The sequence below is a fragment of the Pseudoalteromonas sp. AWH4_217 genome (genome assembly GCF_056161105.1).
The window spans coordinates 93781-117627 of sequence record NZ_JBSWYM010000009.1; the positions used below are offsets into that span (position 1 = coordinate 93781).

Sequence of the window (23847 nt, forward strand, 5' to 3'; positions counted from 1 at the left end):
TGACTGAGGAGGTCTCAATGAGTGATAGCAAGATAAAATTTCATCAGAAAATAGAAAACTGTTTATGTCCGCCAGGCGACGGGGTGTTTACTGTCAACACAGCGAAAGAAAGAAAAGCGGCGTTACGCGAGAAACTGTATGGACAGACAGAAAACATTGAGCCCCTTTGGAAAGCGTCACTGAATACATTGTCTGATAGTGAGTTCAAGGCTGCTATTTTGGGGATCAGCTCAGATTGTGGCGGTGGTATCTTAAGAGGCGCCAACTGGGGACCCTTATTTCTTCGTTCCACACTGCTGGCACAGCAACCTCAAGTTAGCGCGTTTGATTTGGGTGATGTACGGGTTATACCTCACTTGTTACATGATAAATACCTTAATGAGGGGACCATTAGTAACTGTCAGAAAGCCTTATATCAGGACGAAAACAGTGAGTACCATGTGTCTCCGCTTTCTATCACTGAAGATGTGTGCGATGGCTTCTATGCACATTATCCTGAAAAAGGGATTTTCGGTATCGGTGGTGATCATTCCATCAGTTACCCGCTTACCAAGGCGTATCTTAAGGCTAAACGAGAGCAGGGTAAGCGCACGGCTATCATTCACTTTGACGCTCATACTGATTTGCTGGTTGAGCGATTAGGTATTGACCTGTGCTTTGGTTCCTGGTGTACACATATTCTGGAATTTCTTCCTGCACCGCACCACCTTATTCAGTTTGGGATCCGTTCAAGTGGTAAGAGTAAAGCGCACTGGGAGTCTACATTTGGCGTCAAGCAACATTGGGCCCATGAGATCCGTGAGCAAGGCGCAAGTGCAATCGTAGAGCAGGTGATCAAGCAGCTTAAAGAAGATAAAGTCGATGAGCTGTATGTCAGCTTTGATATTGATGCGCTTGACGAAGAGTTTGCTGCGGCAACCGGTACGCCTGAATCTGGCGGCATGACACCCGATGAGGCAATGATCATTCTGACGGCCCTAAGTAAAGAGTTTCCGATCACGGGTGCTGATATGATGGAGATAGCACCATTTACAGATAGCTCTCTTGCTGGCTCGTCGAGTTCAGAAACCACGCTTCGTGAAGGGGCAAAATTGTCCGCTTTTCTGATTGATGCCATCAATAAAAGCTAATTAAACAGTGAAAGAGGGCTTTGGCCTTCTTTCATCTTGCCATCATCAGCGCTAACCATTCAAATTAAAATTTAACCGCTAACTCTATTCACAGTATCCGAATATTTTCCTATATTAAAATTTGTAGGTTAAAAAAACCAAAGGAGCGATACTTGGTACGCTGGCTAATTTACCCGTGGTTAATACTAGGGAGTATTGGAACACACGCTTATACACTGACTCTGGTTACTGAAAACTTCGCGCATTTTCAGTATATAAATGGAGAGGGTGAGTTAGTTGGTCATGCTGCGGATAAAGTTGTTAAAGTGTTAAATGAGGCAAATGTTGATTATCAACTCTCAGTGGACAACTGGAGCATCTCTTATAATAGTGCAAAGCGGGACCCAAACACTTGTATTTTCTCTATTGCCAAAAGCAAGCACAGGGACGCGTTATTTTCATGGGTGTTCCCCATTGGCGGATTTACAACCTCATTTTACGCCCTAAAGACGGCAAACATTCGTATCGAAGACTTGGAGCAAGCTAGACAGTATAAAATAGCTGTCATCCGAGATAACTTCAGTCATCAATACCTCAAGAGCCACGGCTTTTCAGAAGGTCAGCAGCTATTGCTAATTCAATCATTTGATAAGATATTTCAGTTACTTGCTACACGTCGAGATATTGTCGATTTAGTGATTTTGAGTGACGCTCAGTTTGAACACAAGAGCAAGAGCGAGCCTATGAGCAGTGAACTTGAACGTGTAATGACGCTCAATCAGATGAATACCGGACTCTATTTCGCCTGCAATAAGAAAGTACCCCAAAGTGTTATTAAACGCATTAAGGCTGCCTATGATCGCTTGTACTAGGGCTTCTTAATCTCCGGCCAACTAAAGCCATGAAAAGTATCTATATAGAGCGCCTCTACTTTCTCTCTTGCCCATGGCGTCTTACGGAGAAACTTCAGGCTCGATTTCACCGACGGGTCCTTTTTGAAGCAATTGATATTTACTGCTTCAGACATTGCTTCCCAGCCGAGTTGTTCAACCAGCCGTTCAACAATATCCTGAAGCTTGACGCCATGTAATGGGTTATTGGGTTGTGATTCGCTCATACTGCATTATTCGTTGTTTCAAAGCGCCTAGTGTACCCTGATTTTACCTTTCATTTCTACTCTGATGGGTTCTCCGTTCTCATCAAGTTTGAGCCACATTAGCGGACTTTGTGGTTGGTTTGTATAGCGGTGGCTGCAGACATAGAGTTGATCAACCTGTTTGATGATTGCGCCCTGTGTATATCTGAGATCCTGATACCAACACACAGGCTGTAGTTGTTCTAAATACAGGTTTGTCTCGTCACCAACGGCAAGCCCTTTGAGTGGAATCAAAGAAAATGTAAATAAAAAGAAAACTGACCGATTTTTCATGGCATAACTCCCAGTTCAAGCTAAATTTAAGTTGGTAAGCTAATGTACTATATACCTTAGCTATTGGTAACGTGCCGGCAAGCAACTTGTTGCTGTCAGGCCAAGATAATATATGCAGAAGTTGGGCCTATAATTAGGTCTCAGGAGGGATTATGGCATTTGATGAAAAACTAATGGCTGAGCTGGAACTACTGGTGAAGTTTCCACGTAGTAGTTTGCACCAGGGGATAAAAATACACAAAAATGCAGATCAAGGTATTCTGGCTGCTGCCGAACGCTTGTATGCGAAAGGGGTTATCGATCAGCCCGACGGAGGTTACCTGACCGACCTGGGACATGATTTGTTAACGCATTTGGATCAGGTACACAGCGCCCTTAAGTAGGGTGTGCGAAAAGGAGCGCGATATGCTAGCGCTCCTGTTCGCTGAGTTACTGAGGTGCGTCAGGTTGATTTTCTGGTGCAGCCTGTATGAATGCAGAGAGCGTATTACAGTGTTCGTAGATACGGGCAATTTTCGGGAAATCACTCATATCAACGTTGAAGCGCAGCGCATTGTAAACCTGTGGTACTAAACAAACGTCAGCCAGTGTCGGCGTATCACCAAAGCAAAATGCGTCATCGCCTAGCATAACCTCCAGCTTTTTAAAGCCTTCAATTACCCAGTGCTGATACCAGGTATTTTTTTGTTCATCTGAAACCGATAACTCATTGCTCAGATACTTTAACACTCTCAGGTTATCAATTGGGTGAATATCGCAAGCAATAGCATAGCAAAAGTTACGCACCTGAGCTTTTTGCCAGGCGTCATCAGGTAATAATGGCGCCGCATCAAAAGCGTCCTCAAGCCATTCAAGTATGGCCAAAGACTGTGCCAGCATACCTTGTTCAGTTTCAAGTGCAGGTAACAAACCTTGTGCATTTTTGCTCAGGTAATCAGCGCCTTGTTGCTCTGATTTCAGCAAGTTCACTGGAACAAGTTCATGATCCAATTGCTTCAGATTTAATGCGATACGAACACGATAGGCAGCGGAAGAACGAAAATAAGTATACAGTTTCATGTTTGATCCTTTAATTCACGACGATTACTCTGGTCCTAATAAGGAAACCAGAAGAGTATTTGGCTCAAATAAGAAACGCTGAGCAGGGGGATTCCGCTCAGCGTACTCAATTTTATACACAAAGGGTGATTAGGCACCTTGGTAATATTTCTTGATACCTTTCCAACAATCAAGGTAATTCGGTTGGCGTTCTTTCCCTTCTAATGCGTATTTAGTCGGTGAAATCACATAGCGTGACTCAAACATGAAGGCCAGTGTGTTTTCATAACGCTGTGGCTCAAGCTCTGCATTCGATGCTTTTTCAAAAACATCAGCTTCAGGGCCATGGGGAGACATGCAGTTGTGCAAGCTCATACCACCGGGAACAAAACCATGCTCTTTGGCATCGTATACGCCTTCAATCAGACCCATAAACTCACTCATGATGTTGCGGTGGTAGTATGGAGGACGGAAGGTATTTTCTGCCACCATCCAGCGAGGTGGGAAGATCACAAAGTCGACGTTTGCAACACCTGGTGTGCCCGATGGTGACGTCAGAACAGTAAAAATTGACGGATCTGGGTGGTCAAAACTCACTGTATTCATGACATTGAAGCGGGCAAGATCATACTTATATGGAGCACTGTTACCTGTCCAGGCGACAACATCAAGTGGCGAATGTCCGATATCACAACGGAACAGGTTACCATTGAATTTAGCAACGAGTTCAAAATCACCTTCCAGATCTTCGAACGCTGCTACCGGGTAAAGGAAGTCGCGCTCATTGGTATAGCCATTTGCACCAACAGGGCCACGTTCAGGCAAGATGTAAGGATTACCATAGTTTTCGCAGATATAACCCCTGACCTGTTCGCTTAGTAGCTCTACACGGAACTTAATACCGCGTGGGATCACTGCAATTTCGCCAGGCTTAATTGCCAGCTTGCCACATTCTGTGTGTAGTACCAGTTCACCCAGCTGAGGAACAAAAAGTAATTCGCCATCGGCGTTATAGAAATAACGGCCTTCCATAGAAGCGTTGGCAACGTATACATGGATACCGATGCCAGCCTGACCGTTGGCACTGCCGTTCGCAGCCATAGTGATTAAGCCATCGACAAAGTCAGTTTTCTCGGTCGGTACTTCGACCGGATTCCAGCGCAACATGGTTGGTGGAGTCGGTACTTCAGTGATTGGGGCTGTGCGCAGCAGACCGTTATCCATGGCCTGATAATCACCCTGAACAACTGACGGGCGAATACGGTAGAACCAGTTTCTGCGATTTTCAGCACGGGGGGCTGTGAAAGCTGTCGTGTTGTATTGCTCTGCGTAAAGGTCGTATTTTACTTTTTGCGGTGAAAACTGACCCACAGGCAGGGCGCCGGGTAGGGCTTCGGTTTCAAATTCATTACCAAAACCGCTCATATACTCGAATTCTGCACTCATTTTGCATAGACTCCGTTGATGTTTTTTGTAAAGATACTCTCATGTGAGAGTATTTTCAATCCTTGGCAGTTTTTAATGTGTAAACCTATGTATACGAAAATTCGCCAGATGTACCTGGAGCTTGATAATGGCGTTTGATATCAATGAATTTCTGCCGTACCGCATGGTTAGGCTGGCCAATGCTATGAGTGAAGCATTTTCTGAAGTGTATGAACAAGCCGGGCTGACTATACCCCAGTGGAGGGTGTTGGTGCATCTGGCTCAGCATCCGGGGGCAACAGCAAAGCAGTTGTGCGACCTGGCAAGTATGGACAAATCAACGGTGTCGAGAGCCATTAAGCAGTTGCAGCAACAGGGTATGCTGGTTGCCCAGCAAAGTGAGACGGATAAACGCGCCACCGAAATGACGTTAACAGAGCAGGGCACGGTATTGTATGAAACGCTGACACCTGAAGCGCTGGTTTGGGAAAGTAAACTCTTAAGCGAGTTAAACCCGGATGAAAAACAAGCTTTATTGGTGACAATGAAAAAGCTAGAAGGGCATTTTCTTTGATAATGTAGCAAGTAGCCAGATTAAGTAGCTCAACCTTATCGTCTGATTAATCATAACAAAAAAAGGTCAACCGAAGTTGACCTTTAGAGATTATCTAATTACGTGTTATAGATATTAGAAATCGTATTTAACACCTACACGGATTTCCCAAAGTGAAGGACGAACTTCAAAATCAGTACCGCTTGGGTCATTAAATTTAACGAACTCGTAGCGACCAGCCTCTGTAATACGTGCAGTAACTGCATTTTGCATCTCACTACCTGTTTCCATTACGCCCCAGTCGTCGTTCAACAAGTTACCCAGGTTCTTGATTGTGAAGAACGCAGAACCTTTATGACCATCTGCAAAGCCTGCAAATTCCTGCTCAACTTTCAGGTCAAAAGTAACCCACCATTCACCGTCTTGAGAGTTACGGTCAAGGACTTGACCGCGAGCAAGACCTTCACGCTCAACCCAAGCATCAAATGCCGCTTTATCGAAGTCAGCACCGTATTGAACAGCATTGTCTTCAATGTTTGGTACGTACAATAGGTCACGTTCAGTATCAGCGAATCCAAACATACCAGTGTTGTCGAACGTGTAAGAGTAAGGGTTAGTTACGCTTGCCTGACCAAATAGGTTGAACTTAGTCTCGTAGCCGTCGATGAACTCATGCTTGTATGACAGTGACAGAGTTGCACGGTGTGGAACTTCATAGTTAGAAGTCGACAGGTTAGGTGCCTCTGGGTTTGCCGTTGCAAAGAAGTGGTAGTTCGAGAACGCCACTGAGCTTGTCATTGGGTGCACGTCTTTAGAGACAGTGTAAGCATATGACATTGCCAGATCGATGCCGTTGTCAAATGACTTGTTCATACCGAACGACAGGATGTGTGAATATGCGTCTTCACCTTTTACATTAGTAAGTAAGAAATCTGAATTTCTTGGGTGCAGATCGTCTGAGTAGATTGGACGACCATCTGGTGCAGTACCAGCGCGAACTAAGGCTAAGTTTCTGACGATAGCCGAGTTTTGCTTGTGAGTGTATAGGTAATCAACGGTGAAAACGTAGTCTTCTTCTGTAACATACGTTGCACCTAGTGAGTATTTCCACTCTGATGGGATTTCAAAATCAGCATCTGTTACGTTGGTGCTTGCATCAGCAGTACCACTGCCTACAGCATCATACAGGTCTTTAGGGATAGCATAACCTGCTTTGCCATTATCTACGAATGTAACCGCATCCGGACCAAGTAACTGCATGTTCTTTTGGTTGATCTGGATGTTACGGATACCATCGTTAGAGTAGCTGTTTGAGATCCAAACGTTCGGGTTACCACCTGAGTACAAGCCAATACCACCACGCAGCTCAAGCTGGTCGTTGTAGACCCAGTTGAAGCCTAAACGTGGTTGCAGTAGTGATACGCCGTCAAGGTTTTGCTGGTTAGAGTGAAGACCTTGGAAACGTCCTGCTGGCTCTGTTCCACCTGCTACGTAATCTGGGTTGTAGAAGTTCTTATTCAGAGTAGGAACATCGCTACTGGTGTACCAGTCATAACGAAGACCTGCTGTGATTGAGATTTCGTAATCTTCCAGATCAAATTTATCTTGTACATATAGGGTGTTAAGCGCGTACTTGAACTCACCTGCAGCATCGATTGGGTTATGGCTACTTGCGTTACCATAGTAAACGCGAGCTACACCATTACGGAAATCTTCAATACCACCGAAGAAACGATGCTCACCTTCGTTGTGCTGTACGAACATGTTGAAGACATCCAGCTCTTCCATTTCGTAGCCGAAGCTAATCTCATGTGCGTCAAGGTAGTATGTACCAGCCAGTTTAAGAGACAGGTTGTCATACTTTAGCTTGTTAGCCTGACGAGAGTCGTCCGGACCAATGTAAACAGTTACGTCGTCAGTATAGATTTGCATTTCACCGAAGCCAGATGCAGCGTCCAGAGAGTTCTGACGGTTATCAAGCTTAGAGTAGCCAACACGTACTTCAGTTGAGAAATCGTCGGTCCAGTCAGAGTATACAGTTGCAACGTAAGAATTTAGTTCTGCGCCACGCTCGTAGAAGTGGTTTGACAGAGACATACGGTCTGAGCTTGAGTCAGACTGGCTCAGAGAGAAACCGTCGTTGTAGTTGTATACGAACGAAGCACGGTGCATTTCGTTGATGTTCCAATCCAGCTTAATCAGGATTTTCTCATCTTCTACAGGCATGCTTGGGATCATTGAACCCGGATCATATTCATACAAAGATTTAGAGATACCGATGATTTCGTTGATTTCGTCTAACGTGATTTTCCCATTGGCAAATGGTGTATATTCAAAAACCTGAGAGCCTTCCAGCTTTTCGTAGCTGGTGAAAAGGAAAAGCGTATCTTCAATCAATGGCATACCGACGTTGAAGCCATAACGCTTCTCATCATAGTCGCCCAGATCTTGCTTAGCACCTTCGATTTTATCACCAGAAAGTGAATCGCTGGTGTAGTCAAAGAAAACGCCGCCATGGATTTCGTTGGTACCAGACTTGGTTACGGCATTGATGTTACACGAAGTAAAGCCGCCGTACTGTACGTCAAACGGTGCTAACTCAACTGCTACTTGTGCAATAGTATCGAAAGAGAAAGGCATGCGTTCAGTTGGGTAACCGTTGCTGTTCAGACCAAAGTTGTCGTTCATACGAACGCCATCTACGGTCAGGCTGTTGAATCTTGGGTTACCACCAGCACACTGGATAGCGCCTGAGTTAGACTCGTCAACAAAAATACGAGGGTCTGTACGTACAATGTCTTTCAGGTCGCGGTTGATTGCTGGCTTTTCTTGCAAATCAGCTAAAGAGAAGTTAGTTGCCGGACCTGTACCACCAGAGTTCATGGTAATTGGACGACCAGTTACAACGATTTGCTCCATTTGGCTTTTAGACTGTAGCTGAACCGTAACAGGGTAAGTTTTACCCAGACTCAGGTATACATCTTCTACCATAGTGTCTTCGAAACTATCAGAGTCAACGATAATCTGGTAAGGACCACCAACGCGCAGGCCTTTCGCTGAGAATGAACCGTTTTCACCAACTGTTGTTGTTTTCACAGAGCCAGAAGGCGTGTGAATAATGGTGATTTTGGTGCCAACTGCCGGGTTTCCATTTGGACCGGTGATTTGACCTTTTACCGCAGAAGCAGTGTCATTCGCATAAGCAGCGCCACTTGCACCGACACATGCAGCGATTGCAAGTGAGAGAGCCGTTTTGCGTAGTTGCGTTTTCATTATGTTGTTTCCCGTGTTATAGGTTTATTAAATAATAATCGTCAAGGTTCACTTGGCTGCTTTTAACGCAGTTTCAAGCGGTCTTGAATTTTTGTCAAAAATTTGGTTTAGCAATCCTGCCAGTCTAATCCCTCCTTGAAGAAGGCGAGACTTTACAACCGGGGTGTACCTATGAATATACGCCCAGCTGATGTCAGTTTCATTGCTATTATAAATATTTTCAGCTATTTGATTCGATTCTACCAGCCAGTCGGCGGGGCGACTGTTGAGCATTTGCGCTATTTTCTTTTTATCGCGTGTTGCAATAAAGTCGCTCAATTCCCGGTAAGAAAGCGCTTGATGTTCAATCAGTTTAGTATCAAAAACGGAGTGTAGGTTTGTTTCCTCACTAAAAAAGGTCACTTTAATGAGGTTACCACCGCGATCTTCACTACGGCCGGCATGGAATGGCTGATGTGCGTCCCCGACTAAATGAACCAGGAACTTTAGCGCGAATTGCTTGTCTTCTAAAGAGGACTTTGTGTTTTCAAGTGTAGCAACAGAGTAGTTGATGCCGTCTAATATGTGTTTCACGTCGTGTTTATGTTCTACCGACGGATCGTCATATTGCGTCATACGGCTTGGATCTTTAATATTTATATAGTGCCACTTACCAGACTGCTTTTTCCAAAAAGTTTCTGAGCTCGAGCGCATTTCATCCGCCCAGGTAGAAACCTCAGCAAGTGAATCTTCTGCTAGCAGGGCTTTTACTGCTTTTTCGGTCGCTGGGGTAAGGTGTTGCTGAGCTAATTCACCCACGACTCTATGACCATTCATACCCCAAGACAAAGCACTGGTGCTGAAAATTACAGTAGATAACACCAGAGACTGTATAGAAGCTCGTAACATCAAAAATTCTCGTTACCCAAAACGGGTATTGTTTACACCTTTGGAATGCGGCCAATTGTCCGGATTTTTTCGCAAAAGAAAAGGACTCAATGGGATTCATAATTTCTTGTTAATAAAGCAGCTAAAACAAGTGTTTATGTCTTTTTGGTAAGTTTACCTATTGCAATAAGTAATAAAAATTGATCTAATATAGGGGCGCGCAACTTAAGAAATACGAAGTTTTGAAAAATAATCACTCTCTAAGCAATAAAACAACTATTGTTACAGTTTTGTTTCTCTCAGTCTGGTGCTGTTGGTTACTTGCCAGTAATCTCACGGGCAAGCCGGTAGGTGAGTTACCAAAACTGGTCGAAAGCAGTGTCTCCTGTGAGACCCGTTCAACGAGTAATAAAGCCGTTTTTAGGGTGCATGTTCCGGTGGAGCCTCTGGCCCGAAAGTTAGCCCCCGCTTTGTGCCAGGACGAAGTGATAGCAAAGCAATATGGTCGGGTAAAGGTTCGCTACAGTGGTGAACTGGCAGAACAAATTGACTACATTGCCAAGGGGCTTGCTGATCTGACTTTATCAAAAGATAACGTGATGGCGGCACTAAAAGCGCAGTCTACTTATAATTATATGCCAGTCGTTGGCTATCCTACCTATACTGCATTTTTTATTTCAAACCGAGAAAAGCCAAGGTTAGAGAAAGCGTACTTTCTGGATAAGAAAATTGGTTTGCTGGATTATCCAACCAGTCGCTCTGGTCATATCATTCCAAAACAAATGTTTAAACGACTCGATTTAGATATGCGCGTTTTGGATATCCAGTATGTAAGTTCTCACCAAGTGTTAAGAGAAAAGCTCTCAGCCGGTGAGCTAGACATTATAGCAACCTATTGGCAGGAAAGTGACGAGAGCAAGTTCTCTGCAAATTACATTACCCCTATCGGTGAAAATATCAGTGGTAGCCGCTGGTATGTAAAAATGGATGTTGATAATACTGACTTGGCATGCGCTTTACAGCGCCTGTTGCAGGACGTAGCTAAAAATAACGGTTCAAGCTATTTTGATAAACTGGATCTGTATTGGCAATGTAATGATCTACCTGTTTATTTTCTTGGAGAAATAGATGAGTCGTAAAACAGGTTTGCTGGCATTCTCGATTTATAGTGTCATTTTTTCGCTGGTATTTGTGTTTGCTCATGAGCGAGCAATCAGACACATAATTGAGCAAGACTTGGCGAGTATCAAGCTTCGTGTTGCTTTGGATAAAAATCGCCTTCCAATTGCAAACCCACAGCTTAATTATGCCGGTGATGCAGCCCGTGTTAAGGGATATATAGACACCCTGAATAAAAGGCTACAAAAAGAAATGAGCCGGGTTCGGGTCCTGAGCATCTCTGCAAAAGATGACCAGGCGAGCGATGAATTGATTCTGTTATCAGGCGCGGATGGTAATACCGCTATCCGCTATAAGGCAAACACGAACCACAACCGCTGGCTATATATACTACCTTTGGTAGTTGCCTTGTTAAACCTTTCTTTTTATAGGTCAGTTTCTCAAAAAAGGGAGCAGGCAAAGCGGCAATCGGCTACCACTATGGCTGCCAAACCTAAACCACAGCACCTGGTTATCGATTTGTATTCAAAGACACTATGCCTCAGTGGTGACAAGACTCGACAGGTTCAACTGGCCAATAAGCCACTGTGTTTTTACCTCGCACTTCTGGAGTTTTGTTTACACAACCCTGATGTATCACTCAATCAGAATAAAGAAGTGCCAGATGAATTACTGGACATCGCAGATAAATACTTCCATCGTCTGGTTGCATTGGGTCACACAATAAGAAAACGGCCTAATTTTTCAAACAGTCTTGAGAAAACTCTGAGTGAGATCCGTGCGGCACTGGATGAGCTGTTAACACACCAACCTGAGCTAAAAGCAAAGCTTTACCCGCCTAAAGCGCACGGGGAGGGGTCACGCTCAAAATTACACAGCTATGGATTGAAAGCGCAAAAGGCAGAGGATATTGAAGTGATTGGAAAGTAATAGAAGACGGGCGGAGGAAGATGCCGCCCGTGTGTGCTTTAAGCTAGTCTGATAATGTTGATAGCTTAATGGGGGAGTGGCGTTCAATAAAATCTCTCAAAACTTGTGCATCGGTACTATCGGTCGCTGTATATCCTGGTAAGTCAGTTAATACAGGGTAACCATCTCCACCAGCTGCGTTGTAGCTGTTAATGCTCATTCGATAAGTTTTATTTGGATCAACGAGCTCTCCTTGTATCTTCACATTTGTCAGCTTGCCATCGTGTATATCGAACTCGATACCATGATATTGCAAATAAGCACCTGAGTCTGGCGGAAACACGCTAACAACTGACATATAGTCGATGAGCTCCTGACCAGTCCAGTCTATGTAGGTGATCCGGTTTCGAAACGGGTGCACTGTCAAAATATCTTTGTAGCTGACTTCCCCGGCTTTTATACTGGCTCTTATCCCTCCGCCGCTGATGAGTCCGAAATCTGCACCTACGGCTGCCATTTGTGCTTTAATGACCAAATCGCCAAGGGGGCTTTGTCTGAAACGAACTGTGTCTCTGCGGCCATCTAAGAACGCATCGACTTCCCCAACGGCGCCCGCAATTTTGCTTTCTCCGGCCTTTTGATAAGGGGCTAAAAATGCTTTTAACTCCGGGTCATGTTCTATGTAATCATGTGCCCACTGACCCTGTTCATCTTTTAGGTTCACAGGGATCAATTCATAGCTTTCAAGCGTTTTCTCACTTCCAGATATTCTGAAAACCGCTTTGCCTACGTATTTGCCCCATTCATGAGCCTGCATAATCCAGATGCCGTTTTGCTGATCCGGCTTACATGCTTTGCCAGGAGCAAAGTCAGGATCTTCTTCGCCATTTTCATCTATGCAGATAGGCTCCTGAGAGTGACCTCCTATGATCATGTCCAGAGTACCGGCAGGCAAATTACGAGCCAGCGTGACATCTCCCGGTGCATTGATGCCATAGGCAGCGTCATGATAGTGACCCATATGCGTTACTGCGATTGTTACGTCTGGGTTATATTGTTGCCTGATACGTTGTAATAGTTGAGTAGTAACGGGAGCTGGCTCTACAAAGTCGAGGTCGCCAACGAATTCAGGGTTGGCGATTTTCACAGTATCTATCGTCGTTAAACCTATAACCGCGATTTTCAGGCCCTGCTTTTCTATTATCGTATACGGTTGATAAGCGTGCTCACCGCTGTGTTTATGTAATATGTTGGCAGATAAAAGCGGAAAGTTAGACCAAGCAATCTGCTTGTCCAGGACATCAAGTGGGTTATCAAATTCGTGATTACCTATGGCCATTGCATCATAACCAAGTAAGCTCATTCCCTTGAAGTCGGGCTCTGCGTGCTGAAGATCTGACTCTGGTACTCCTGTGTTTATGTCACCGCCAGACAACAGCACTAGGCTGTGGCCTTGTGCGTTGGCCTCTGCTCTTAATTTGTCTATCAGGGTTTTTCGTGCTGCCATGCCATATTCACCGTCTTCATTATGCCAAAAGCGGCCATGGTGGTCATTGGTGTGAAGCACAGTAAGATAATGAACAGGGTTGAGTGTTAGATCAGATTCGGTTTGTTGTGTTGTGTAACAAGCTGAAAGCGATAGTGCCAACAGCGATGGAATGATAAAGCGCATAAGTCTACTTCAGTGGGGTCTTTCTATGCGCCTTAGTTTAAACTAAAAGCTCTAAGCAAATATAGCCGATTATTGAATTTTTGACTTCATTCTGGAGTCACACACAGCATTGTGTCTTCGAGTCAGCTCTTCTTTAGCCAGAGCCTGTTTGGCATGCCCGGTGGCAACCATCCAATTGAGAAAGCTGGCAGGCAGCTTGCTGTAAGGTTCGCCGCTATGAAGTCCAAAGTCGCATATAGATTGATTTATTTCCATTATGTGTGCCCCTGATGATCTAACGTTTGCACTATTATTCGCAGCTAATGTTATCAAATAGAAAAAACTGTGTGATAAATAATTCTTTTAGGTTTTCTTGTTGTTATTACTAATCGCTATAAGGGAAAAAGGGTATTTGAGACCTTACTACCTTATTTTAATGCCCAATAACCATTGAATTACACAGAGATAAGATGGTAGCGTTTGGGTACTACGGTCGCCTTAAGGGATGGCCTCAAGACCAGAATAATTATATTGAGATGGATAGTTAATGAAAAAAACTATGGTAGTCGCCAGCATTGCACTGGCTTTGTTATCAGGGTGTGTGTCTACTTATCACGGAGCCGCGGAACCTGCAGCTGTGCCCCTAGCAAAATCGCTCGTTATTAGCCCCAATGATCAAAGGCAGTATCAGACACTTACTTTGTCTAATGGTATTGAGGTAATCCTGGTCTCAGACCCTGAAGTGGAGAAGTCTGCTGCAGCACTGAGTGTGGGCGTTGGCTTACTACATGATCCTATGTCCCAGCAAGGGATGGCACATTATCTCGAACATATGCTTTTTTTAGGAACCGAACGCTATCCTGATACACAAGGCTACAAAGATTTTATGAGTCGCAACGGTGGGACACATAACGCCTACACCTGGTTAGACATTACTAACTATATGTTCAAGGTAAATAACCAGGCTTATGATGAAGCGCTTGATCGTTTTTCAGATTTCTTCAAATCGCCTAAGCTCTACCCAGAGTACACAGACAAAGAGAAAAATGCGGTCAATGCAGAGTGGTCTATGCGCCGTGAGATGGACTTTTTTGGTCAATATAAATTATCGCGTAGCATGATGGGCAACCACCCCGCAAATCGATTCTTAATTGGTAACAATGAAACACTGGGCGATAAACCAGATAGTAACCTGCATGAAGAAACGGTCGCTTTTTATAACAAATATTATTCGTCGAATATCATGAAATTGGTGATGATTTCCAATTTACCTTTGCCCGAGATGGCAGAAAAAGCACGCAGACACTTTGCAACGATTAAAAACAAGCAAATTAAGGCGCCAAGTGTAACGGCACAACTAGATTTTGCAGAAATAGGGCAAAAGCGCATTCATTACGTCCCGAATGAAGATGTGAAAACATTGAAGCTGGATTTTACAATTGCCAATAACATGGATGAGTTTGCGTTTAAACCTAACTACTTTGTAACCTATTTACTGAGTAACGAAATGCAGGGTAGCCCGGCACAGGTGCTAAAAAACAAAGGCTGGATCTCAGAGCTGACAGCCAATGCGGTACCTGACTTATATGGTAACTATGGTTCTTTGTCTGTTGATATCCAACTCACGGACCTGGGTATGAGCCATCGGGAGCAGGCCGTTGCAATAGTCATGCAGTATATCCAGCTTATCAAAGAGCAAGGCGTAGACCGAAAGTATTTTAAAGAAATAAAAACGTCACTGGCTAACCAGTTCAGATTTTTAGAGCGAGGGGATGAGTTTGATTATGTTTCTGGCCTTGCAGATAGCATGCAAAAGTTTCCTGTAAACCATGCGATAAATGCCCCTTACTTCTTTGCCGATTTCAACGAACAGGCCGTCACGGAAGTACTGGAACAGCTAAATGCTCAGCGGCTTCGCGTTTGGTACATCAGTAAAAGCGAACCACAAGACCAGCAACTACACTTTTATGATGGTCGCTATAAGGTTGTCGATATTCCTGAACATGAGCTTGTCTCCTGGCAGACAAGTATAAATCCAGAGCTCGCGTTACCAAGCATAAACCGTTTGCTTCCCGAGCAATTTGATATAGTAACGCAATCAGAACAAGAAGACAGCGTTAATAAGGTTTATCAGGACAGTACCGTTGCGGTTTGGCAGAAAACCAGTGAAAAATATAGCTTACAGCCAAAAGGGCGCTTACAGATACACATTAATTCTCCAAAGACGTTAGACAGTGCACAGGTTCAGGTAGCTGCCGCTTTGTGGGCAGATTTATATTCGATTGAAAAAGCAAAGTTACTAACCGAAGCATCCGTTGCTGGCATGGGGCTAAGGCTTGGTGTAAATAGCGGATTAATACTGACTATATCTGGGTTTACCGATAAACAAGGTGCTTTACTATCGCAGGCACTGGATGGTTTTAAGGTGCAACCGAGCCAAAAGCAGCTGCAGCAGGCTGCCGACAGGTTTATCAGAAATATTCAAAATCAAAGTCAACAATTCCCATTTTACCAGGCGTTTGGTCGCTATCAAACTCTGGTGCGCTCAGGCAACTTTGATGAAGATGTACTGATTGATATTGCAGGTAAGATGACCCCAGACGCTTTCGTCAAGGCACAAAATGAACTGCTGAATCAGCATACTGTACGTATATTTGGTTATGGGAACTACAATAAAGCGTTTCTGGCAAACGTTGTCGAGGTAGTTAAGAGTACCCTTAACAAGCCTGCACAGCACAATGATTATGTTAGAGCTAAATTCTTGCAACCACAGACCGGCAAAGCTCTGGTCTGGCAGCAGGATACGGATACGGCAGATGTTGCTATTGTCGATATGTTTGTGCATCCCACGCCAGGGTATGCGCAAAAAGCCGCAGCACTGGTGCTGAAATCGCACCTGAATAGCCACCTTTTCAATGCGCTACGAACGGAAGAGCAGCTTGCTTATGCTGTAGGGGCGATAGCACAGGGGATCGATGAATACTCCGTACTGGGCTTTTACATTCAAACCCCGGTGATGGATGTAAAAGCTATGCAGGCTCGATTCGATGCATACAGACAAGAATATGCAAAGGTACTCAATGAGCTTGATGAAGGCACCTTTAATCAACTCAAAGGTGCGGCGTTACTCTCTCTGTCAGAAGTGCCTAAGAACCTTGCCGAGGAATCGCAGCCAATTCTCATAGATTGGTATCGGAACAACCTGGCTTTTGATTCGAGAGCCAAACTAATCGAAGCTACTAAGCAGGTAACTTTGGCAGATCTTAAATCTTACTTTGCGCAGAGTATGCTTAATGAAGACGCTGCGAGGCTGAACATTCAGATCCGTGGTAAAAAGTTTGCCGACAAACCTTTCGCAACCCTGCCTAATGAAGTAAAGGTTAACTCTATGGATGAGCTTTATAAAAAAGCACAGTTCGAATAAGTTGTTATCAACCTGGCGGGGCAATTGCCCCGCTTTGTATATTAAGGGAATTTTTTATGGCGGATATCATAACTCAAACTGAGCGTCTGCTCCTGCGTCGCGCCAGGACCTCCGATGCTGAGTTAATTTATGAGCTTCTCAACCAGCAGAGTTTTATCGACAATGTTGCGGATAAACAAATAAGAACACTGGAAGATGCAAAAAACTATATAGAAAGTGCATTTTTTACACCTTACGATTTGGCGGCACCGAGTCCCTATATTGTTACATTGCACGACGGAACCGCAATTGGAATTTGCGGGCTCTACCAGCGGCCTTATCTTGCCTTTCCTGATCTGGGTTATGCATTTTTAGATAGACAGTGTGGCAAAGGTTACGCGTTTGAAGCGGCACAAGCTTTACTAACGTTTGTTCGCGACTGTGGTAAATATAATGCGTTAGGTGCGATTACTACACCAGAGAATAATGCGAGTAATAAATTGTTAAGAAAGCTGAACTTTTTATTGGTTGGCACGTTTCAACTGGTACCAGACATGGAACAGACCAACTTATATATAAATCAGCTCAATAAATAGTTTCTTCAACGTACAACGGAGGCAATTTCTGATTGCAAGTGTTTCATTAATTGCTGCCAGTTGTTCTGGTGGGCGGTGATCAGTGCGTCAAATCCATCCTCATCAAGGGGAGCGCTATAGTTAAACGGATGTACACCTAACAGAGTGGTGCCTTCGGCTGAAGTGTGGTAGAGGTGCCAGCTACCTCGCAGTATTGCGCCCTGCTGGTAATGGCCTGCCAAGTCTGACACTTCAATCAATACCCTGTATTCACCTTGTTTGAACTCACTTGCATTGACCGTTAAGACAGGGGTAAATCCGGTTTCATTCAGATAGCGCAGCGTTTCCTTAGTAAGCAACAATTTTGGGTGTTCAGCCCAGTAATGGTAATTGGCGATGTGGACAGTGTGCTCGCCTGTATACTGAACAAGGGCTTGCTGGTCTGCGACTCCGATGATATTGATCTGATCTAAATAGATTCTGGGCTGTTCAGTGCCGTGATCCCCTGTTTCGGTATGAGAGGCATTAAACCTATAGTAGTTATACTGTGCAGGCGCTGAGCCTGTGCAGCCCATCATGAATAGCGCAATTAACGCGATTACGCCTTTCATTACTGTTGCTTCCGCGGTTCTGGGTCTGCCAGAGTATCTTTATCGAACAGCAACATATTGGGCTGTTCGTTAAGGCCTTTTGAGACTGGCTTAAGCGAATTACTTAAGCTTTCCAGTTCTTGCAGGGTGTCTGTTAACTGTTCGACCATACCAGACCCTTTCTGATAATTGTTCAGCGTTTTCTCAAATTGTTTCAGGCTGGCTGTAAGCTGTGTCAGCGTTCCCTGTAATTGTGTTAAGTTCTTTTCCACTTTCTCTGATACTTTCGTTGTGTTGAAACCATTCACCAGTGCCTGCGTTTCTTCAGCCAATGCTGTAAATGCCTGCATTGTTTTTTGTGCCTCGTTGAGCGAGTTGTCCAGAGGTAATTTATTCAGCTTGTTCAACAAAGCCATCACTTGCTCTGACAAGGCCGTAAATCCACTTGGTACACTCGGTAATACCGGGTACGCGTAATCCATTCCTAAACTGGTCGGATGGGTGGAATTGTAAAAATCTAGCTCTATATATACCGCACCTGTTAAAATATTACCACTTTTTAGTGATGCTCTTAAGCCGTTTTTAACCCATTGTTCTATATTTTCTTGCCAATATAGCTTAGCTTTTGCATCGACTTCATAGATGCGACCATATTCAATTTTAATTAAAACGGGAATGGATGTGTTGCCTTGCTGGAAGTAAAGTGGCAGTCCATCACGTTCGAGCCTTGCAGGCACCTGTTCCACTGTACCGACTCGCATACCGCGATACTCCACTGGGGCACCCGGTTTTAAACCGCGAATCGACTGCTCAAACTCAACCAGGTAGTGATCAAATAAATCAAAACGTCGCTCCAACGCAACCGCAAAATTCTGGTGCAATTTAAATGCTCGGCCTTCGGTGGCAATTTCCCCGCCCCCTTGCTCAGGTGGATAGTCGATGGAGATGCCCCCTTTGATCATTTTAGCCAAAGAGCCGGTGTTGAGATTAATCCCTTCGCTGGTCAAAGAGATCTCAACCCCTGAGTTTATCCAAAAAATGGCATTATGGGTAACGAGTTTGTCATAAGGAGAGTCGATAAAAATACCGTATTCCATTTGCAGTGTGTCAGTATTAAATATGGCGCTTTCAATCTGTCCGATCGGATAGTTACGAAAAAAAATGCCGGTTCCCACATCTAGCACCTCACCGCTGGAAGAGCTGAGTTGATACCGTAAACCTTCCACATCGGTGGATATAAGTGCGGGTTGGTCTTGCAGTGTATACAGGCTGGTGCGTTGTTTGCTTTCGCCAGGTAATAATTCGATGTAAACACCGGAGAGCAGGGTGTTGAGCCCACTGATCCCGGATTGGTCAATACGAGGTTTTACTATCCAAAACTTTGCATCTTCCGTTAGCAAGCTATCGTAGTGTTTGTCTATTCGAACGGTAGCTACAACGGCTTTTTGCTCCACTTGCAGGCGCAAAGACTCTACCACACCAACCTTAACACTCCTGACCCTAATCTCAGTCTTTCCTGCAATAACACCATCTGCATTTTTCATCTTGATGTATATTTGATGGCCTTTATTTTGTTGGTGCTGATAGAGCATCCATCCGGTAATAAATACGGCCAACAGGGGCACAATCCAGATGACTGAAAGCCTGGGTTTGGGCTCGATATGCGCTTCTTTATTCATGTCTGTTCAGAGAGTCCCAAAGTAGTCGAGGGTCAAAATTGTTCACTGCGAAGATCTGGCAAATAACCATGGCAGTAAAAAATACAATGCCAGGCTGCGGCTCAACGCTCAGTACAGTACCAAGCTGAACGAGAGAAACCAAGAGAATCACGACGAAAACGTCTATCATCGACCATTTTCCAACCGCTTCCAGTGCACGATAAAACTTAGCGGTTACCTTCGGGTTGACTGGGCGTCTGACTCGATACAGTAAATAAAACAAGGTACCTGCTTTGAGTAAAGGAATGCAGATACTGGCAATGAAAATCACAATGGCGATAGGATATGAGCCATTTCGCCACAATACTTCAACACCACCATATATTGTAGCTGGCGTATGCAAACCCAAGTTGATGGTGTCCATGATCGGAAAAGATAAGGCGGGGACCATAAATACCAAAGAGGTGAACATCCAGGCCGCGCTGCGTGCAATCGAGTTATTTTTTCGATAGGTTAATTTTGCCAGGCAACGTGGGCAGTGTTCACTGCGGCTGATTTGCTGACAGACATGGCATTGCTTTAATTGTTGGGAGCTTGCCCGTTTAGCGCAGTGTTCTATCGTTGGCGTGAAATGCGCCTGTTGCAATTGCCACAACTGATGTTGGCTCAACAAAGACAGGGTCTCAATAAAGCATAGGACAAACAGAATATAGGCCCAAAAGCCAAGGCCGACTTCTATTTCTGCAAATGCAGTGAGCTTAAACGCGCTAATTAATACCGCGACCAAAAAAATATCGGCGAGGTTGAGCGGCCTCAGGGTCATAATGAATTTCGCAACAACACGGGCATTATGCGGGTTGAGCTTTTGCCAAATTGGGGTGTGAACCATCAGTATCAGAGTGCTGGCAATGAGCGGTAAGATAACAATGCTTACACTAAGCAACGCGGCTAAAAATACGCTGTAATTCTCGGCCAGCTGCATAATGGCAGCCATCAGGCTGATGGTTTGTTTGAGGCCATGCTGGGCATAAGATATAAAGTGTGGTTGTAAGCTTAACAGCAGAAAAATAATAGAGGATAGGCTAAACGCGGCTATCCACTGAGCATAGTTGCGCTGAGTTGTGGCGAGCACATTACCGCAGTGTGGACAAACAGCTCTTTGCTGCTCGCCCAAATCTCTAATAGATACTAAATAATCACAATGCTGGCAGGCGACTATCACTGTTCAACCAATACTTTACTAACTCCTGCACATAGTGTGAGTGACTTAATTGTTTTTATCAACCGTCAAATACCGCTACGGTTTGCCTACTCAATGCCAGTAACTTGCCATCTTGTGAAAATAGTTTTGCATCTTCTATTGCGTAGCCATGCTCTGCCTGGTGTGTGACGGCCTCCATAGCAAACCATTGTGAGCCGGGTAACTCAATGTCACTGAGAAACTCAATATACCATGACATACTGCTTGCAGGTGTTGGGCCTTTACACAATTGTAGCAAAGTGGGCGGCCAGGCATCAGCGAGTGCCAGCAAGTGCAATACTGACAGGTGAGGCTGTGCAGGGGATTTGAACTTCATCCAGCCACCGATATGACTTGAGTCGGCGCCACTGAATGGTAATGCACCTTGCTGAAGGTTGAGGTCGATATGCTGGATAAAGGCGGGCATTACGCCGTCGGTATATGGCAGCGTTTGTTTTGGGTTAACCTTTTGCAACGTAAAGACATCATCTGCAGGTACCGAGACCGATGAGGTACGGGGTTTCCCAAAGCTGGCTAGGGCGACAAGGCAAACCTGGTTATTTTGCGTGATGGTCGTTTGCATCTGGCTTGCGCTCTTTCCCGAACGTAATAATAAGGTGTTGAGCTCGAATGGTTGTTCGCTTAAAAGCGGACCTACAAAATTGCAGCTAAAAGAAAGTAGACGCCTGTTTTGGTCACCCAGCTGATGCAGCATGCTTTGCAGCATCAGCGCAGCAGAAAGACCACCGAATACGGTTCTGCCCTGACCCCAGCTCGCTGGCAATGTCAGCTGGGCTTGTGCGTTTTTTAATGCGGGTAGAGAAATGAGTTCGTCAAATGTCATAGGACTTATGTTTAGTTAGGTTTTGATGCTCTTATCTGGTCATACCAGGGTGAAAATGTCAAATTTAGCAAAATTTTGATGAAAAAAACGGCATGGCGAAAAAATTTCAAAAAAAATCACTTTTTTTTTGTTGTGACGCTTGAATTACAAATTGCCGCCCCTATTTATCAAGTCATCTAACAGAACAACGAATTTTTGAAGTCGGAGAAGATTCACATGGGTAAAATTATTGGAATCGATTTAGGTACTACTAACTCTTGTGTAGCGGTACTTGATGGTGATAAGACACGCGTTATCGAAAACGCTGAAGGGGATCGTACAACGCCATCGGTTATTGCATTTACCGAAGAGGGCGAAACGCTAGTAGGTCAACCGGCAAAACGTCAGGCTGTGACTAACCCTCAGAACACACTGTACGCAATCAAGCGTTTGATCGGTCGTCGTTTTGAAGACGAAGAAGTACAGCGCGACATCGGCATCATGCCATTTAAGATTGTTAAAGCAGACAATGGCGATGCCTGGGTTGAAGTACGTGGCGAAAAGCGTGCAGCACCTCAGATTTCTGCTGAAGTCCTGAAGAAAATGAAAAAGACTGCCGAGGATTTCCTGGGCGAAGAAGTTACAGAAGCAGTAATCACAGTTCCTGCTTACTTCAACGATTCACAGCGTCAGGCAACAAAAGATGCCGGTCGTATTGCTGGTCTTGATGTAAAACGTATCATCAACGAACCAACAGCTGCGGCACTTGCCTACGGTATGGACAAAAAACAAGGCGACAACGTTGTTGCAGTATATGACTTGGGTGGTGGTACATTCGATATCTCAATCATCGAGATTGATGAAGTTGAAGGTGAGCACACATTCGAAGTACTGGCGACTAACGGTGACACGCACTTAGGTGGTGAAGATTTCGATAACCGTGTAATCAACTACCTGGTTGCTGAATTTAAGAAAGACCAGGGCATTGACCTGAAAACCGATCCGCTGGCAATGCAGCGTGTGAAAGAAGCTGCTGAAAAAGCGAAGATTGAGCTTTCATCTGCACAGCAAACTGAGGTGAACCTGCCTTATGTTACTGCTGACGCAACAGGTCCTAAGCACATGAACGTGAAGCTAACTCGTGCAAAACTAGAGTCTCTGGTTGAAGACCTGGTTGCACAGTCTATCGAGCCACTAAAGCGTGCACTGGCTGATGCAGATCTGTCTGTAAGCGACGTAAATGACATCATCCTGGTGGGTGGTCAAACACGTATGCCTCTGGTACAGAAGAAAGTTGCAGAGTTCTTTGGTAAAGAGCCTCGTAAAGACGTTAACCCTGATGAAGCGGTAGCCGTTGGTGCTGCGGTTCAAGGTGGTGTACTTGCTGGTGATGTAAAAGACGTCCTACTGCTAGACGTTTGTCCTCTGTCTCTGGGTATTGAGACTATGGGTCAGGTTATGACTGCGCTTATTGAGAAAAACACGACGATCCCTACCAAGAAGTCGCAAACTTTCTCAACAGCAGAAGACAACCAGTCTGCGGTAACGATTCATGTACTGCAAGGTGAGCGTAAGCGTTCAAGCGACAATAAGTCTCTTGGCCAGTTCAACCTGGAAGGTATTCGTCCTGCACAGCGCGGCGTACCACAAATCGAAGTAACGTTTGACGTTGACGCGGACGGCATCTTGCATGTATCTGCGAAAGACAAAGACACAGGTAAAGAGCAGAAGATCACGATTCAGGCGTCTTCAGGTCTGAGCGACGATGAAATCGAAAATATGGTTCGTGATGCAGAAGCGAATGCCGAAGAAGACAAGAAGTTCGAAGAGCTGGTAGGCGCTCGTAACCAGGCTGATGCTTTGGTTCACGCTACTCGCAAGCAAATTGAAGAAGCCGGCGACGACCTGCCAGCTGACGACAAAACAGCAATCGAAGCGGCACTGTCTGAGTTGGAAACAGCGATTAAAGGCGAAAGCAAAGAAGAAATCGATGCTAAGACCCAGGCACTTGCAGAAAAATCTCAGAAGCTAATGGAAATTGCTCAGGCGAAAGCCCAAGCGCAACAACAAGCTGGCGGTGACGCAGGTGCACAGCAAGCAAACAAAGCTGACGACGATGTAGTAGATGCTGAGTTTGAAGAAGTTAAAGACGACAAGTAATTGTTGACTTGTAAGCGCACACAGG

General features: G+C 44.8%; 21 protein-coding genes. 9 read left to right on the forward strand and 12 right to left on the reverse strand.

Translation table 11 applies throughout. The features are described 5' to 3' along the window. The first annotated feature begins 17 nt into the window (after positions 1-17). Positions 18-1130: an arginase family protein gene (locus ACXAH1_RS12805; RefSeq protein WP_475197199.1), complete on the forward strand. Its 1113-nt coding sequence runs from the start codon at positions 18-20 to the stop codon at positions 1128-1130. Positions 1131-1282: 152 nt separating this feature from the next. Then, entirely contained in the window at positions 1283-1981 is a 699-nt protein-coding gene (locus ACXAH1_RS12810; protein ID WP_475197200.1) for a substrate-binding periplasmic protein, read from the forward strand. Here the strand turns inward: ACXAH1_RS12810 and ACXAH1_RS12815 are convergent. Continuing rightward, complete coding sequence (locus tag ACXAH1_RS12815) at positions 1978-2226, reverse strand: VF530 family protein (RefSeq protein WP_253049884.1); 249 nt, start codon at positions 2224-2226, stop codon at positions 1978-1980. The two genes, ACXAH1_RS12810 and ACXAH1_RS12815, sit on opposite strands and share 4 nt — an antisense overlap. A gap of 27 nt (positions 2227-2253) precedes the next feature. Then, a complete protein-coding gene (locus tag ACXAH1_RS12820; protein WP_475197201.1) occupies positions 2254-2538 on the reverse strand; it encodes a DUF1496 domain-containing protein in 285 nt (94 codons plus the stop codon). A 152-nt stretch (positions 2539-2690) separates the two neighbouring features. On the opposite strand from ACXAH1_RS12820, the gene ACXAH1_RS12825 reads away from it, so the two are divergent. Further along, on the forward strand, positions 2691-2921 hold the full coding sequence (locus ACXAH1_RS12825) for a TIGR02647 family protein (protein WP_054016710.1): 231 nt from the start codon (positions 2691-2693) through the stop codon (positions 2919-2921). Between the two features lie 46 nt (positions 2922-2967). On the opposite strand, the gene maiA is transcribed toward ACXAH1_RS12825, so the two are convergent. Both maiA and hmgA read right to left on the reverse strand, forming a co-directional pair. Then, the gene (gene maiA / locus ACXAH1_RS12830) at positions 2968-3597 is read right to left on the reverse strand and encodes a maleylacetoacetate isomerase (protein WP_475197202.1); all 630 of its coding nucleotides are present in this window, start codon (positions 3595-3597) and stop codon (positions 2968-2970) included. A 129-nt stretch (positions 3598-3726) separates the two neighbouring features. Then, positions 3727-5022 carry a homogentisate 1,2-dioxygenase gene (gene hmgA / locus ACXAH1_RS12835; RefSeq protein WP_475197203.1) on the reverse strand — a complete coding sequence of 432 codons (1296 nt, stop codon included), beginning with the start codon at positions 5020-5022 and terminating at the stop codon, positions 3727-3729. A 127-nt stretch (positions 5023-5149) separates the two neighbouring features. Between hmgA and ACXAH1_RS12840 the strand changes: the two genes are divergently transcribed. Beyond that, the gene (locus tag ACXAH1_RS12840) at positions 5150-5575 is read left to right on the forward strand and encodes a MarR family winged helix-turn-helix transcriptional regulator (RefSeq protein ID WP_475197205.1); all 426 of its coding nucleotides are present in this window, start codon (positions 5150-5152) and stop codon (positions 5573-5575) included. 114 nt (positions 5576-5689) lie between these two features. Here ACXAH1_RS12840 and ACXAH1_RS12845 read toward each other — a convergent pair whose 3' ends face one another. Both ACXAH1_RS12845 and ACXAH1_RS12850 read right to left on the reverse strand, forming a co-directional pair. Beyond that, positions 5690-8827 (reverse strand): TonB-dependent receptor, encoded by a 3138-nt coding sequence (locus ACXAH1_RS12845; protein ID WP_475197206.1) that lies wholly within the window; start codon positions 8825-8827, stop codon positions 5690-5692. Positions 8828-8875: 48 nt separating this feature from the next. After that, positions 8876-9715: a S1/P1 nuclease gene (locus ACXAH1_RS12850; RefSeq protein WP_475197208.1), complete on the reverse strand. Its 840-nt coding sequence runs from the start codon at positions 9713-9715 to the stop codon at positions 8876-8878. Between the two features lie 269 nt (positions 9716-9984). Between ACXAH1_RS12850 and ACXAH1_RS12855 the strand changes: the two genes are divergently transcribed. After that, entirely contained in the window at positions 9985-10833 is an 849-nt protein-coding gene (locus tag ACXAH1_RS12855) for a PhnD/SsuA/transferrin family substrate-binding protein (protein WP_475197210.1), read from the forward strand. Further along, positions 10823-11743, forward strand: coding sequence for a hypothetical protein (locus ACXAH1_RS12860; protein WP_475197212.1), 921 nt, complete (start codon positions 10823-10825; stop codon positions 11741-11743). Before ACXAH1_RS12855 ends, ACXAH1_RS12860 begins: the two co-directional genes overlap by 11 nt. A 43-nt stretch (positions 11744-11786) precedes the next feature. Here ACXAH1_RS12860 and ushA read toward each other — a convergent pair whose 3' ends face one another. Together ushA and ACXAH1_RS12870 are read right to left on the reverse strand one after the other, a co-directional pair. Further along, positions 11787-13394: a bifunctional UDP-sugar hydrolase/5'-nucleotidase UshA gene (ushA, locus tag ACXAH1_RS12865; protein WP_475197214.1), complete on the reverse strand. Its 1608-nt coding sequence runs from the start codon at positions 13392-13394 to the stop codon at positions 11787-11789. A 69-nt stretch (positions 13395-13463) separates the two neighbouring features. Then, complete coding sequence (locus tag ACXAH1_RS12870) at positions 13464-13649, reverse strand: hypothetical protein (RefSeq protein WP_054016702.1); 186 nt, start codon at positions 13647-13649, stop codon at positions 13464-13466. Positions 13650-13920: 271 nt separating this feature from the next. On the opposite strand from ACXAH1_RS12870, the gene ACXAH1_RS12875 reads away from it, so the two are divergent. Both ACXAH1_RS12875 and ACXAH1_RS12880 read left to right on the forward strand, forming a co-directional pair. Next, positions 13921-16797 carry an insulinase family protein gene (locus tag ACXAH1_RS12875; RefSeq protein WP_475197215.1) on the forward strand — a complete coding sequence of 959 codons (2877 nt, stop codon included), beginning with the start codon at positions 13921-13923 and terminating at the stop codon, positions 16795-16797. A gap of 56 nt (positions 16798-16853) precedes the next feature. Next, the gene (locus tag ACXAH1_RS12880; RefSeq protein ID WP_475197216.1) at positions 16854-17372 is read left to right on the forward strand and encodes a GNAT family N-acetyltransferase; all 519 of its coding nucleotides are present in this window, start codon (positions 16854-16856) and stop codon (positions 17370-17372) included. Between the two features lie 5 nt (positions 17373-17377). On the opposite strand, the gene ACXAH1_RS12885 is transcribed toward ACXAH1_RS12880, so the two are convergent. From ACXAH1_RS12885 to ACXAH1_RS12900, 4 genes are read right to left on the reverse strand one after another with little or no spacing between them, the layout of a single operon-like run. Then, on the reverse strand, positions 17378-17962 hold the full coding sequence (locus ACXAH1_RS12885; RefSeq protein WP_475197217.1) for a PqiC family protein: 585 nt from the start codon (positions 17960-17962) through the stop codon (positions 17378-17380). Further along, positions 17962-19620 carry an intermembrane transport protein PqiB gene (gene pqiB / locus ACXAH1_RS12890; RefSeq protein WP_475197218.1) on the reverse strand — a complete coding sequence of 553 codons (1659 nt, stop codon included), beginning with the start codon at positions 19618-19620 and terminating at the stop codon, positions 17962-17964. Before pqiB ends, ACXAH1_RS12885 begins: the two co-directional genes overlap by 1 nt. Further along, entirely contained in the window at positions 19613-20821 is a 1209-nt protein-coding gene (locus tag ACXAH1_RS12895) for a PqiA/YebS family transporter subunit (protein WP_475197219.1), read from the reverse strand. Before ACXAH1_RS12895 ends, pqiB begins: the two co-directional genes overlap by 8 nt. A 58-nt stretch (positions 20822-20879) precedes the next feature. Then, on the reverse strand, positions 20880-21683 hold the full coding sequence (locus tag ACXAH1_RS12900) for an acyl-CoA thioesterase (RefSeq protein WP_475197222.1): 804 nt from the start codon (positions 21681-21683) through the stop codon (positions 20880-20882). Positions 21684-21899: 216 nt separating this feature from the next. On the opposite strand from ACXAH1_RS12900, the gene dnaK reads away from it, so the two are divergent. Next, on the forward strand, positions 21900-23822 hold the full coding sequence (gene dnaK, locus ACXAH1_RS12905; RefSeq protein WP_138543373.1) for a molecular chaperone DnaK: 1923 nt from the start codon (positions 21900-21902) through the stop codon (positions 23820-23822). Positions 23823-23847 lie beyond the last annotated feature (25 nt).